This window comes from Actinomyces sp. Marseille-P3109 (assembly GCF_900323545.1).
Lineage (GTDB): Bacteria > Actinomycetota > Actinomycetes > Actinomycetales > Actinomycetaceae > Actinomyces.
Window position 1 is genome coordinate 961866 of sequence record NZ_OOHN01000008.1, and the last position, 12895, is coordinate 974760.

Consider the following 12895-nt stretch of genomic DNA (forward strand, 5'->3'; position numbering starts at 1 on the left):
CTTGGAAGAAGATTCCAAAAGAAGGAATAGGAATAAATATACCCCATGGTTGTTATGGGAGTTGCGGGTGTGACAAGTATTGATGCGGAAGTGGCTGGGAAAACGAAGCAGCCTTGCTGCAAAAGTGTATCGGCAAATAAAAAATCCGCACCAGCTTTCGGTGCGGATCCTCGTATTGGTCGGGCTGGCGGGATTTGAACCCACGACCCCTTGACCCCCAGTCAAGTGCGCTACCAAACTGCGCCACAGCCCGTTGACTCGCGGCAAACCGCCGCTCGCAACGAGTAGAACCCTAACCCATGGGGCGGCTCCTTCAGAAATCTGTCAGTGGTGAGCCCGCTCACCTCGTCAGTGACGGTCGTCCTGATGCCGACCTCCTCCCATGAGGGCGTCGAGCTGACGTCTCTCCTTCTTGGTGGGGCGCCCAGCGCCTCGATCCCGGGTGATGGCCGCCGGCGCGTCCAGGGGAGAGGGCCGAGGAGGTGAGGAGTCGACGTACGCTGTGCGGGCAAGCGGGGCCCCTACCCGCTTGGTGAGGATCCGGGTGACGGTCAGCAACCGGTCGAAGCCGTCAACGCGGTAGCGGACCTCGTCTCCCACGTAGACGTGCTGGGCCGGCTTGGCGGTCTCCCCGTTGATACGCACGTGCCCCGCCTTGCAGGCGCTCGTGGCGGCTGAACGGGACTTGATCTGCCGGACGCTCCACAACCAGACGTCGATGCGAGCCGACGTCGGTCCGTTCGGGTCGCTGACGCCTCGGGGAGCAGGCTGAGAACGAGCTGCCATGGAAGCATCCTAGACGGAGGAGTCTCAGCGACGTGCCCTGCCCCGACGTCGCCGTGTCCGACGCCCCAGGGCGCGTCCACGCACGATCAGCCCCCATCCCAGCACGAGGGCCCCGAGCGCTGCCAGCGCCGAGTAGACGGGGGTGCGCCATACGGCGGAGCCCATCTCCTTGATGGTGCGGGCGGCCTGCTCAGGAAGGGAGCCCGCCCCGTCTCCACCGGCCAGGCAGTCGGTCAGGGCGGAGCGCAGCGCCTCCCTGTCAGTTCGGGGCAGACCGAGCTGGTAGGCGCCGGCCACGGAGACGAATCGACGTGCGTAAGTGCAGCGGTAGGAGGAGTTGGAGGGCCACCAGCCGCCGGGGCCGGTGGGTCTCCAGCTACCGGTGTCTGTGGATCCGACTGGGCAGCTCGCAGGGCCACAGGCACCCTTGGCCTGATTGGCCTCACCGTCAACGGCGATCAGGTTCAGCGGGTCGTTGGCCACCAGCAGCCTGGTGCGCTCATCCCACTGCCAGGCTCCGTGCGCGTAGAGGTAGTTCAGCGGCACCACGTGGTCGATCTGGACGGCGGCAGAGGTGTCCTGACCGCGCGTGAAGGTGATCGTCCTACCCGTGTACGAGTCCTGGAGCGTGCCCGACCAGACAGTGGCGTCGGGACACACCCCCGCGCCTCGGCCACGCCCCTCCTCACGGTTCTGTACGCCCTCGGCTCGGGAGAAGTCGGTGTCCGTCAGGTCTCGGGCCAGGATCTCATTGCGGGTGTCACAGCCGTCACCGTCGACGTCTGTCCAGGCCTCGCCGAACCAGCCGGTGCGGGAGCCTCCCTCGCTCCAGGACTGTGTGGCGGGGGCGTCGTCGGGCAGAGACGCCAGGGTCTCGAGGGCGCCCTGGGAGGACAGGATGAAGTCTCCGCGCTGGTCCCATGGCGCCTGGTGGAGGGCGGTGAGCTCAGCGGTCGCAGAATCCTCGGTCGTCTCGTGGGAGACGGCGGCGTGGACGGGCGGCACCGTCGCCACGCCCCACATGCCGAGCGCGCCAATCACACTGAGGCGCGTCAGGAACCGGCTGGGGAAGCTCATGAGCCAAAGGTAGCCGCCCGCACCGACACGAAGGACCTCTTCGCATCGGCTTGACCCACAGGAACCAGAGGACCTGGGACGTCAGACGCCGCTGTGGCTCGCGGCAGCCGACTCATCCAGGTACCAGGTGGTCATCCGACCCCGGCAGCACGAAGCGGGTGCCCGGACGACGTCAGGGGCGCCCAGTCCCAGGCGCACCGCCTCCGCCTTCCCTGCGCCGCCGGCCACCACCATGATCTGGTGAGCGCGCTGCAGGACCTCGAAGGTCAGGGAGTAGCGCTGGGCAGGAGGTTTGGGCGAGCTGCGTACCGCCACAGCGGGGACTCCCACCGCGAGCGCTGCCGGGTGCCCCGGGAAGAGTGAGCAGACATGGGCGTCGGGGCCCAGTCCCACGTGGACGACGTCGAAGCCGCGACCGGCCAGGCCCGCCTCCTCGAGCTCGTGGACCATGCGCGCCGTGGCCTCGTCCAGCCCGCTGACCTCATCCGGAGCGGCGAGGCGGTGCACCTGAGACTCCGGTACGCCGGCGGCAATGAGCGGTGCGGCCAGCAGATCGTTGCGCTCCGGGTCACCCGCAGGCACGAAGCGCTCGTCGCCGAACCACAGGTGGATGCCACGGCGCACCGGCTCGGGCTGAGCGGCGAGGAGCGGGGCCAGCGACTCGGCCAGCGCCACCCCGCCGGAGCCCCCGGTCAGTGCCAGGTGGGCGACCCCTCGCTCGGCAGCTGCCTCGGCCAGGATCCGCACCGTGTCCTCGCAGGCCCGCCCGGCGGCATCGGTCAGCGTCGGTGCCACGACGACGGTCGGTGCAGGAACCGCAGCCGCACCCATCTGGATCTCGGTGAGCGCCTGACCGTCAGCGGTGTCGTCAGTCATTCGTGGGCTCCTCAAGCAATGTGGCCAGAACCTCCTGGTAAACGAGGTCGGGGGTAAGACGGCGCAGTTCCTCGTTCAGCGTGCTCACGGGCTCGCGGCGGGCCATGGTCACCGCCTGCGGCTCGGGAGCTCCGGGGCGAGTGATCGTCACCTTCTCCAAGTCGTGGCGGGCGATGACGACGTCGCCGTCAGCAGTCCTGGCGGTGATGGACGAGATGCCCTTGACCCCCTCCTCGTCGACTCGCGTCACAGGCTCGTCCAGACGCAGCCGCAGCCAGGCGATCATGAGGGACAGGGAGGAGTTCCGAGGCTCGCCGGCCACGACCACCTCACGCAGCCCGCCCGAGCGCAGGATCGGGTCCAGGGTGGAGGCCACCATGGCGCGCCACAGGGTGATCCGGGTCCAGGCCAGGTCGATGTCTCCGCGCACACTCACCGGAGCCAGCGCCCGCAGTGCCTTGGCGGGGTGGTCCTGTGCGGGCGTATTGGTGATCCGGGTGCTTCCCAGGCGGCCCAACGGGTCCCGGGAGGGGATCTCCGGGACCGTCGTCGGCCACCACACGACCACCGGGGCCTCGGGCAGAAGAAAGGGCACGACCAGCGTGTCGGTGTGCAGGGCCGCCTCGTCCCAGGGGCGCAGGACCAGCGTCTCACCGGCGCCGGCGTCGTGGCCGACGCGGATCTCGGCGTCCAGGTGCCCACCGGCCTGAGCCGAGACGTGCCCGTCACGGCTGCGCGGTGTTGCGCGGTCGGCGTCGTCCATGGGCGGCTTGACGACGGCGATGATCCGGCTCGGGTGGTCCCGGCTGGCTCCGTGGGCCGCGCACAGCGCCTCCTCCAACCCCTCCTCGTCCGTGGAGATGACGAGCGTCAGGACTCTGGACGAGCCCGAGGTGCCCTCGTGCTCCAGGAGCCGGGAGACGATCCGGGAGGTGGTCGTCGCTGTCAGGGTGGTGATCATGAGCGCCTCCAGGTGCGGCCGTCGTGGGCAAGGAGTTCGTGCGCACTGGCCGGCCCCCAGGAGCCGGGTCGGTAGCCCTCGGGACTCCCACCGGAGGTCCAGTGCTCGATGACGGGATCCAGGATGCGCCAGGACAGGTCGACCTCGCGCTGGTGGGGGAACAGCGGGGCGTCACCCAGGAGGGCGTCGAGGATGAGGCGCTCGTAGGCCTCCGGGGACTCCTCGTTGAAGGTGGCGCCGTATCCGAACTCCATGGAGACGTCGCGCAGCTCCATCTGGGTGCCGGGTACCTTGGAGGCCAGGCGAAGCGTGATGCCCTCGTCGGGCTGGATCCGTAGCACGATCGTGTTGGCCCCCACGGCGGTGGTGGCCGCCGACGCGAAGGGCAGGAACGGGGGGTTCTTGAAGACGACCGCCACCTCGGTCACCCTGCGGGCGAGTCGCTTGCCGGCCCGCAGGTAGAAGGGCACGCCGGCCCAGCGGCGGTTGGTGATCTCCAGGCGCAGCGCGGCGAAGGTCTCGGTGCGAGAGTCGGAGGCGACGCCGTCCTCCTCCAGGTAGCCCCGCACGGGCAGACCCCCCTGGAAGCCGGCGTCGTAACGGCCGCGGGCCGTGGTCATGTCCAGGTCCAGGACGCCGTCGCGCTCCAGGCGCACGCAGTCGAGCACCTTCTCCTTCTCCAGACGCACTGAGGCCGCGTCCATGCTGGTGGGTTCCTCCATGGCAGTCAGTGCCAGGAGCTGGAGCAGGTGGTTCTGGATGACATCGCGCGCCGAGCCGATGGTGTCGTAGTAGCCCGCCCTGGTTCCGATACCGATGTCCTCAGCCATGGTGATCTGGACGTGGTCCACGTAGCGCTGGTTCCACAGCGGCTCGAACATCGTGTTGGCGAATCGTAGCGCCAGGATGTTCTGCACCGTCTCCTTGCCCAGGTAGTGGTCGACCCGGAAGACGTCGTCGGGGCGCACGATCCGGCCCACCAGGGCGTCGAGCTCGCGGGCGCTGGTGCGGTCGTGGCCGAAGGGCTTCTCGATGACCACGCGCCGCCAGGAGTCGGCCGACTCCTCCACGAGTCCGGAACGAGCGATCCGCTCGGTGACGGCCGGGAACCATCCCGGAGGGATCGATAGGTAGAAGGCTCGGTTGCCACGGGTGCCACGGGTGGCGTCGAGGTCGTCCACGACCCGGGTGAGCTGCTCGTAGGCGGTGTCGTCCTCGAAGGAACTGAACTCGACGAAGCGCATCCCCGCTGCCAGCTGCTCCCAGATCGCGGGGCGCCACGGAGTGCGGGCGCCGGCGCGTGCGGCCTTCTCCACATAGTCGCGCAGGTCGTCGTCGGACCAGGAGCGTCGGCCGACTCCCACCAGGGAGAAGCTGGGTGAGAGCAGACCGCGGTTGGCCAGGTCGTAGACGGCGGGCAGGAGCTTGTGCCGCGCGAGGTCACCGGTAATGCCGAACATCACCAGTACGCAGGGGTCGGCGATACGCGGAAGGCGTAGATCGCGGGCGTCGAGAAGCGGGTTGGCTGCTCGCGCGGGCCGTGACAGCGGCAACGGCGTCGCAGAGTCGGAGCTGGACACGTCGGCCTTTCTGAGGATCGACAAACGGTGGATTCAGAGCGGATCAGACTGGCGTCCGCAGATCACAATGGTCTGGTCGGGGCTGCCGCAGGACACCGAGGGTGTCGTACGAGCCTAATGTCAATGTAACGCGTCTACTGGCAACTCACCTGGGAGAGACAGGCCCACCGTGAGCCGTTGCACTATGTCGGAGGAGCACCCGAACCATGGACGATCCTCGTGCCCGAGTGCAGGACGCGGTAGGGTCGCAGTGTCGGCGGGTGACGCCGAGTGCCCGTCGGGGGCCGGACTCAGCTCTCCATCGCACCGGTGTTGTCATCGTCCGGTATCACTCTTGGACTCGCAGGACCCCTACCCACCCTCATCGTCCTGTTGCACAGGAAAGGACCTTCATGAGCAGTTTCACCCCCGCACCAGCCACGGCTGACCTCGGTGTCTTCGGGTTGGGGGTGATGGGGGCGAATCTCGCCCGCAACCTGGCTCGCCACGGGCACGCGGTCGCCGTCCACAACCGCACGTTCGCCCGTACCGAGAGGCTGATCGAGCGCTACGGCTCCGAGGGCGACTTCGTGCCGGCGGCCGACCTCAAGGACTTCGTGGCCTCCCTGCGCACTCCCCGTGTGGCCATCATCATGGTCCAGGCCGGCGCCGCCACCGAGGCGGTCATCGACGAGCTCGCCGCCCTCATGGAGCCCGGCGACATCATCGTCGACGCCGGAAACACCTTCTACACCGACACCCGGCGCCGCGAGGAGTCCCTGCGCGAGCGCGGCCTGCACTTCGTGGGCATGGGTGTCTCCGGCGGCGAGGAGGGGGCGCTCAACGGCCCCTCGATCATGCCCGGAGGTACCGCCGAGTCCTACAAGCGCCTGGGGCCGATGCTGGAGTCCATCTCCGCCCACGTCGACGGCGTTCCCTGCTGCACCCACGTGGGTCCCGACGGCGCCGGCCACTTCGTCAAGATGGTGCACAACGGCATCGAGTACGCCGACATGCAGCTCATCGCCGAGGCCTACGACCTGCTGCGCCACGTCGGTGGGTTCACAGTTCCCGAGATCGCCGAGGTCTTCCGCTCCTGGAAGGACTCCGAGCTCGACTCCTACCTCATCGACATCACCACCGAGGTCCTCTCCCACACCGACGCCGCAACCGGTGGCCCGTTCGTCGACATCGTCGTGGACGCAGCAGGACAGAAGGGCACCGGGGTGTGGACCACCCAGACGGCCCTTGAGCTGGGAGTGGCCGTACCCGCGATCGCCGAGGCCACCTTCGCTCGAGCCGTCTCCTCGGCCAGCGCGGCGCGAGCCGCCGTCCAGGCCGCCGACATCGCCCCGGGAACCTCGGCCCCGACCCTGGACGGCTCCGAGGAACGGCGTGCCTTCGTCGACGCCGTCAGGCAGGCCCTCTACGGCTCCAAGATCGCCGCCTACGCCCAGGGCTTCGACGAGATCGCCACCGCCTCGGTCCAGTTCGGCTGGAACATCGACCTGGGGGCCATGGCTCGTATCTGGCGAGGCGGCTGCATCATTCGAGCCCGGTTCCTGGACGACATCACCCGCGCCTACGACGAGAACCCGAACCTGCCCAGCCTCCTGACGGCGCCGGTCTTCGCCTCGTCCCTGGCCACGGTGCTACCCGCCTGGCGCCAGGTCGTGGCCACCTCCGCCACCACCGGTGTTCCGGCCCCGGCCTTCGCCTCCTCCCTGGCCTACGTCGACCAGCTGCGCTCATCGCGCCTGCCTGCAGCCCTCATCCAGGGGCAGCGCGACTTCTTCGGATCGCACACCTACCACCGCACCGACGACGTCGAGGGCGTCTACCACACGCTGTGGGCCACGCCCGAGCGCACCGAGGAGAAGTGGAGCTGAGGCCGAACGCTCCGTCGCCCGCCCCGTCTGCCGCTAGATCACCGCACATGGCGACTACCGCGCCCGCTCGCTCGGACAGCCCCACGAACCTGCGCCACGAGGAGGCCGCCTGGCGGGCCTCGGTGTGCCAGGTGCCCACCAGCCATGTGGCGATCGACGTCACCACGGCCATCGACCCTCACGAGACGACCTTCAGCGTCCGCTGCCTGATGCACCTGCTCATCAGGCAGCCCGCTGAGGGCCTGTGGGTGGACTTCGTGGGGCACGCGGTCGACTCGCTCAGTATCGACGGTGAACTGGTCCCGGTGACCTGGGACGGAGCCCGCATCGCTCTGCCCGACCTCGAGCCGGGCGAGCACACGGTGGAGGTCCGGGCACGTGGCCTGTACTCCAACTCGGGCCAGGGACTGCACCGCTTCCACGACCCGGTTGACGGCGCCACCTACCTCTACACCCACTTCGAGCCTTCCGACGCGCGTCGCGCCTGGCCGATCATGGAGCAGCCGGACCTCAAGACACGGTTCTCGCTGGAGGTCACCCACCCGCGCGGCTGGACGGTCATGTCCAACACGCGGCCGACGGCGGGCAGCTCGAGCGCCTCGGCCGGCACCGGCAGCGGCTATGAGGTGACGTCCTTCGCCACCTCCATGCCTCTGCCCAGCTACCTCACCGCGCTGGCCGCCGGCCCCTGGCACCGGGTGACGGGCCGGTGGAGCTCCCCGAGTCGCCAGGACCTGACGATTCCACTGTCCTGGTCGTGTCGGGCCAGCCTGGCCGACCACCTCGACGCCGCCGAGCTCCTCGACGTCACCCGCGCAGGCCTGGACCTCTACGACGGCGCCTATGGCTACGGCTTCCCCTGGGACTCCTACGACAGCGTGCTCGTCCCCGAGTACAACCTGGGCGCCATGGAGAACCCCGGCTGTATCACCTTCAATGAGGACCTCTACCTCTTCCGCGGGGCGGTCACCCGCTCCCAGAGGGCGGGGCGGGCCAACACCATCCTCCACGAGATGTGCCACATGTGGTTCGGTTGCCTCGTCACCCCGACCTGGTGGGAGGACACCTGGCTCAAGGAGTCCTTCGCCGACCACCAGGGCACCTGGGCCGAGGCCGAGGCGGCCGGATACACGGAGGCGTGGGTGAGCTTTGCCTCCACCCGCAAGGCCTGGGCCTACCTGGAGGACTCCCGATCGGCCACCACCCACCCCATCGTGGCGCGGGTCGACGACGTCGAGGCCGCTCGCCAGGCCTTCGACGGCATCACCTACGCCAAGGGCGCCGCCGTTCTCAAGCAGCTCGTCGCTTACGTGGGCCAGGAGGCCTTCCTCGAGGCCTCAGGCAGGCTCTTCGAGCGCCGGGCCTACGGTAACGCCACTCTGGAGGACTTCCTGGAGGTGCTCTCGCAGGTCTCGGGCCGCGACATGCACGACTGGGCTCGAGCCTGGCTCCATACCGCGGGCCCCTCCGTCATCAGCGACGAGCTGGTCGTCAACGAGGGGAGGATCGTGTCGCTGACTCTCCGCCAGGAGGGCACCGACCTGGCCACCGGCGAGCCGGTGCTGCGTCCGCACACGCTCGTCGTCGGCCTGTACTCCTTCGACGACAGCGACGCGCTGGTGCGTACCCACCGGCTGCCGGCCACCCTGGAGGTCGAGCAGCTCGAGATCACCGAGGCGGTGGGGCTGCCCGCCCCCGACGTCGTCCTGGTCAACGACGAGGACCTCACCTACGCCGTCGTGCGTCCCGACGACGCCTCCTTGTCGCGTCTGACAGCCTCACTCGGGGCGGTCCGCGACCCCATGGCCCGAGCCCTGGCCTGGTCGATGCTGCACAACCTTCTGCGAGACGCAAGAATCGGTGCACCACTGTTCGTGGAGACCGTCCTGGCGCATGCCGACGACGACACCGAGCCGGGCACCCTGTCCACGCTGCTGAACCAAGCACTGCGCGCCGCCTGCCGGTACACCGGGCCGAGTGCACGGCGGCTGGTCCTGGACCGGCTCGTCGCAGATGACCTGGAGACCCCGGAGGCCTCCGAACCCGTCTCCGGACACGGCGGCTGGGGCAGGCTTCGTGCCGCTGCTCCAGGATCGGACTCCCAGCTCGTGCGCACCCGCGCCTGGCTGGAGGCCGCGGGACAGGCGGGGTTGCTCGGTGAGGAGCCGAAAGCACAGGCCGTCATCCGAATCCGCCGACTCTTGGACGGCGGTCTGCCCGGCCTGGAGCTGGACGCCGACCTGAAATGGCGGGCGCTGACGGCCATGGCACGGCTGGACGCCGTCCGTCCCGGTGAGCTCGACGCCCAACGGAAGGCGGATCCGACAGCCAGCGGCATCACCCACCACCTGAGGGCCTCCAGCTCGCTGCCACTCCCTGAGCTTAAGGCAGAGGTGTTCGATCGGCTCCTGACTGACACGGCTCTGAGCAATGACCATGTCGATGCCCTCATCGCCGGCTTCGCCGTCGACGCGCACCGTGAGCTGACAGCCTCGTTCACCATCCGCTACCTCCAGGAGCTCGAAGGAATCTGGTCCGGTCGCGGGCAGGAGATCGCCACCCGGCTGGTGACGGGGCTGTTCCCCGTGTGCGGGGGCGAGGCCGACGCCCGGGCAGTCGAGGACTGGCTCTCCTCCCACCCCAAGGCTCCGCGGGCTCTGCGGCGGCTCGTCCTCAAGAGTCTCGACGACCTTCACCGAGCCCTCGCCGCTCGTCGCATGTCCTCGGCGCGTCTCCAAGGCCCAAGCCACTGACTGCCTGATCGAGGCCACGGCTGAGACCATGACTGAGACCTTTGTCCTAGCCTGAGCAACATCAGTGAAGCGCCGTCACCCTTCTGAGACCCTCCAGCGGTGCTGCTGATCACCTCACGGAGTTGGCTGAGGGCGGACGCCGGGTAGACTTCTCGCCATTCGAGGCGAGCCACGTCGTGAGGTTGACTCGACGTCGGTGCAACGAACGGTATGGTGGTGCTTGAGGCGGCGCACCGGGCGCCGCAACGAACCGAGGGGCAGGAATAATGTCGAGCAGTCCGATCGAGCCGGATCCCTCCTCCACCCAGACCTTCGGGGTTGCTGATGTTGTCGACTCAGTCGACTCCCCGGTGGTGGGGCTGAGCCAGCAAGACGCTGCCGCGATCGCTGCCCTACCGTCGGGAACAGCGCTTCTCCTCGTCCATCACGGGCCGACCACTGGTGCGCGGTTCCTACTGGACGCCGCCGAGACAACCGTGGGCCGCCATCCGCGTGCCGACATCTTCCTCGATGACGTCACCGTCTCCAGGAAGCATGCCGTCTTCTCCTCCCTGCCCGACGGGGGCTACGGAGTGCGTGACTCCGGTTCACTCAACGGCACCTATGTCAACCGCACGCGCGTGGAGCAGGTGGCTCTGCGCCCCGGTGACGAGGTTCAGATCGGCAAGTACCGGATGACCTACCACCCCGGCCCCCAGGGCGGAGCCGCGTCTCGGTGAGCGCAGCAACTGCACGAAGCAAGAAGCGAGCCGCCCCCTCCTCCTTGCTTGAGGCGTCCGAGCGCCCGGCCGGTGGCAGTTGGCCCCGCGGCATCTCCCGTGAGCCGGTGATGAAGATCGGGCAGGTCGTGGATCTCCTCAAGGTGGAGTTCCCGGCGCTGTCGATCTCCAAGGTCCGTTACCTCGAGGGAGAGGGGCTCATCAGTCCCCATCGTGTCGGTAACGGCTACCGCCGCTACTCGCAGGCGGATCTGGAGCGTCTGCGCTACGCCTTGGCGGTGCAGCGCGACGAGTACCTCCCCCTGCACGTCATTCGCGACCGTCTGGCCAGCCTGGACGCTGACACTGAGGCCCCCGCCCCTCAGCCGGTCGCCCGGGTGGTCGCCCGCGACGGGCAGATCGTCGACGACGGGCCCATGGACCTGGAGGCGCTCCTGACGCATTCAGGGGCCAGCGAGTCTCAGATCGAGGAGCTCGTCGCCGTCGGGCTCATCAGCCCTGACGTTCGGGGACGCTACAGCCAGCAGAACCTGAGGACCGTGCGCCTGGCCATGGAGATCACCCGCAAGGGCGTCCCGCTGCGCAACCTGCGTGCGGTACGGGCCTCCGCCGAGCGTGAGGCGGACACGATCGACCAGGCCGTGGCTCCGCGTCGCTCCCGGTCCCGCACCGCCGGCGAGGAGACGGCTCGAGAGCTGGCCGAGCTCGTCGCCGACCTGCACACGATCCTGCTGCGCCGCGCCGTCGAGGCTCTGGACTGACAGCCCCTGACGGCGGACGCCGGAGCCGGTCTCCGATGTGGCGGGCCGTGCCGACGAAAGTCAGCGCCCGCCGCAGACGCGTTCCTGGGACAGGGGCGTGCGCCTCCCCGTAGGGTTGGAACGTGCCATTGATGCAGTTGGTGGGTGTCAGGTCCACCAATCCTGATGACGGCCTGGTCGCTGTCCTCGTGGAGGACGGAGGACCGGCGATGCTGGCGATTCCGGTCACTGCGCACGAAGGGCTGGTTCTCCACGCGCATGGCTCGGATCGGTCGCCGTCCTGGCCCAGGCTTCTTGACGACGTCATCGAGATCCTGGGCGGGCGTATCGGGCGCACCGAGCTCGACGTCGACGATGACGCACGCATCGTTGCCAGGATCGTTGTGGAATCCTCTGCTCATACGGACAAGGTGACGGCGGTTCCCTGCACTCCGGGGGAGGGGCTTCTCCTGAGTGGTTACCACCGGCTCCCGGTGCACGCCAGCAGCTCACTGACACGGCTGAGGGCCGTCGATCTCAGTGACGACCACGGAGCCGAACAGCTCGAGCAGTGGCGGAGAGGCCTGTCGGCGACCAATGACCTCACCGGCGACACGCGGGACTGATGTGACTCGTGTGACTGAAGTTGTGATCTGTGGCACGACTACTCGCTGGCTGGCAGCTGTCGTCATGGCGTTATGACGGGGAATAGCTGCCGTTTGGGCGGGAATGCTCGACCTCACCTGGAGATTCATGCTTGACGGCACATCGATACGGGGTGTGCCCTTCGTTGAGCATCGCCTCAACTGGCCCTATCGTGGAGTCGTGGCCGCACGAAGCGAGCCGCCGCGCCATCTTCAGGCGCGTTCCCTTCCGGCGACAGGAGCAGCCCGTGAGCATGAATGAAGCCAGCGCGATAGCAAGGCCTCAGCGTACTCAGGGCATGCTGTTCGGCGACCCGCTTCCTCAGCTCGACGCCGACTCGGGTTACCGAGGTCCGGTGGCCTGCCGTGCCGCAGGCATCACCTATCGTCAGCTCGACTACTGGGCCCGTACGGGCCTCGTTGAGCCCTCGATCCGTAGCGCCAAGGGCTCGGGCTCCCAGCGCCTCTACTCGTTCCGCGACATCCTGGTCCTCAAGGTCGTCAAGCGGCTTCTGGACACCGGGGTTTCCCTGCAGCAGATCCGCACGGCGGTCAGCGCCCTGCACGCGCGCGGGGTAGAGGACCTGGCCTCCATTACCCTGATGAGCGACGGTGCCTCGGTCTACGAGTGCACCTCCGCCGATGAGGTCGTGGACCTTGTCGCCGGCGGCCAGGGTGTTTTCGGTATCGCGGTGGGACGGGTGTGGCACGAGGTCGAGGGCGCACTGGCCGACCTGCCGGTCGACCACGCTCAGGCGCTCGGGACGCCTCTCGTTGAGGACGAGCTGGCCAAGCGCCGTGCGGCTAAACGGCAGCAGGCCATCTGAGTTCCTGAACGAATGCCGGAAGAGGCCGTGCTCGTCGAGGCTGGGACCGCCCTGACGGTTCCAG

The 12895-nt window shown here is 68.4% G+C and carries 11 protein-coding genes and 1 tRNA gene; 6 read left to right on the plus strand and 6 right to left on the minus strand.

Annotated elements, in window-relative coordinates; genetic code table 11:
- Positions 1-176: 176 nt before the first annotated feature.
- The 6 genes from BQ8008_RS04510 to zwf all read right to left on the minus strand — a co-directional run bounded on the left by BQ8008_RS04510 (position 177) and on the right by zwf (position 5280).
- Positions 177-253, minus strand: a tRNA-Pro gene (locus BQ8008_RS04510).
- Between the two features lie 95 nt (positions 254-348).
- A complete protein-coding gene (locus BQ8008_RS04515) occupies positions 349-786 on the minus strand; it encodes an RNA-binding S4 domain-containing protein (RefSeq protein ID WP_108832978.1) in 438 nt (145 codons plus the stop codon).
- Between the two features lie 24 nt (positions 787-810).
- The gene (locus BQ8008_RS04520) at positions 811-1863 is read right to left on the minus strand and encodes an HNH endonuclease family protein (RefSeq protein ID WP_108832979.1); all 1053 of its coding nucleotides are present in this window, start codon (positions 1861-1863) and stop codon (positions 811-813) included.
- A gap of 81 nt (positions 1864-1944) precedes the next feature.
- A complete protein-coding gene (gene pgl, locus BQ8008_RS04525; protein ID WP_108832980.1) occupies positions 1945-2739 on the minus strand; it encodes a 6-phosphogluconolactonase in 795 nt (264 codons plus the stop codon).
- Positions 2732-3700 carry a glucose-6-phosphate dehydrogenase assembly protein OpcA gene (locus BQ8008_RS04530; RefSeq protein WP_108832981.1) on the minus strand — a complete coding sequence of 323 codons (969 nt, stop codon included), beginning with the start codon at positions 3698-3700 and terminating at the stop codon, positions 2732-2734. Before BQ8008_RS04530 ends, pgl begins: the two co-directional genes overlap by 8 nt.
- Positions 3697-5280, minus strand: coding sequence for a glucose-6-phosphate dehydrogenase (gene zwf, locus BQ8008_RS04535; protein ID WP_108834667.1), 1584 nt, complete (start codon positions 5278-5280; stop codon positions 3697-3699). Before zwf ends, BQ8008_RS04530 begins: the two co-directional genes overlap by 4 nt.
- Positions 5281-5672: 392 nt before the next feature.
- Between zwf and gndA the strand changes: the two genes are divergently transcribed.
- The 6 genes from gndA (at position 5673) to BQ8008_RS04565 (ending at position 12831) form a co-directional block, all read left to right on the plus strand.
- The gene (gndA, locus tag BQ8008_RS04540; RefSeq protein ID WP_108832982.1) at positions 5673-7148 is read left to right on the plus strand and encodes an NADP-dependent phosphogluconate dehydrogenase; all 1476 of its coding nucleotides are present in this window, start codon (positions 5673-5675) and stop codon (positions 7146-7148) included.
- Positions 7149-7195: 47 nt separating this feature from the next.
- Positions 7196-9901, plus strand: coding sequence for an aminopeptidase N (pepN, locus tag BQ8008_RS04545; RefSeq protein WP_108832983.1), 2706 nt, complete (start codon positions 7196-7198; stop codon positions 9899-9901).
- 266 nt (positions 9902-10167) lie between these two features.
- The gene (locus BQ8008_RS04550) at positions 10168-10620 is read left to right on the plus strand and encodes an FHA domain-containing protein (RefSeq protein ID WP_108832984.1); all 453 of its coding nucleotides are present in this window, start codon (positions 10168-10170) and stop codon (positions 10618-10620) included.
- Complete coding sequence (gene ftsR, locus BQ8008_RS04555) at positions 10617-11381, plus strand: transcriptional regulator FtsR (protein WP_199907934.1); 765 nt, start codon at positions 10617-10619, stop codon at positions 11379-11381. Before BQ8008_RS04550 ends, ftsR begins: the two co-directional genes overlap by 4 nt.
- A 131-nt stretch (positions 11382-11512) precedes the next feature.
- Positions 11513-11986, plus strand: a complete 474-nt coding sequence (locus tag BQ8008_RS04560; RefSeq protein WP_108832986.1) for a hypothetical protein — start codon at positions 11513-11515, stop codon at positions 11984-11986.
- 317 nt (positions 11987-12303) lie between these two features.
- Positions 12304-12831, plus strand: a complete 528-nt coding sequence (locus BQ8008_RS04565) for a MerR family transcriptional regulator (RefSeq protein WP_108832987.1) — start codon at positions 12304-12306, stop codon at positions 12829-12831.
- Positions 12832-12895 lie beyond the last annotated feature (64 nt).

Bases quoted from the DNA above. Each gene is read 5' to 3' on its own strand.
- BQ8008_RS04550 (WP_108832984.1), top strand. From the start codon at position 10,168: ATGTCGAGCAGTCCGATCGAGCCGGATCCCTCCTCCACCCAGACCTTC.
- pepN (WP_108832983.1), top strand. From the start codon at position 7,196: ATGGCGACTACCGCGCCCGCTCGCTCGGACAGCCCCACGAACCTGCGC.
- gndA (WP_108832982.1), top strand. From the start codon at position 5,673: ATGAGCAGTTTCACCCCCGCACCAGCCACGGCTGACCTCGGTGTCTTC.
- BQ8008_RS04565 (WP_108832987.1), top strand. From the start codon at position 12,304: ATGCTGTTCGGCGACCCGCTTCCTCAGCTCGACGCCGACTCGGGTTAC.
- pgl (WP_108832980.1), bottom strand. From the start codon at position 2,739: ATGACTGACGACACCGCTGACGGTCAGGCGCTCACCGAGATCCAGATG.
- BQ8008_RS04530 (WP_108832981.1), bottom strand. From the start codon at position 3,700: ATGATCACCACCCTGACAGCGACGACCACCTCCCGGATCGTCTCCCGG.
- BQ8008_RS04520 (WP_108832979.1), bottom strand. From the start codon at position 1,863: ATGAGCTTCCCCAGCCGGTTCCTGACGCGCCTCAGTGTGATTGGCGCG.
- BQ8008_RS04560 (WP_108832986.1), top strand. From the start codon at position 11,513: ATGCAGTTGGTGGGTGTCAGGTCCACCAATCCTGATGACGGCCTGGTC.
- BQ8008_RS04515 (WP_108832978.1), bottom strand. From the start codon at position 786: ATGGCAGCTCGTTCTCAGCCTGCTCCCCGAGGCGTCAGCGACCCGAAC.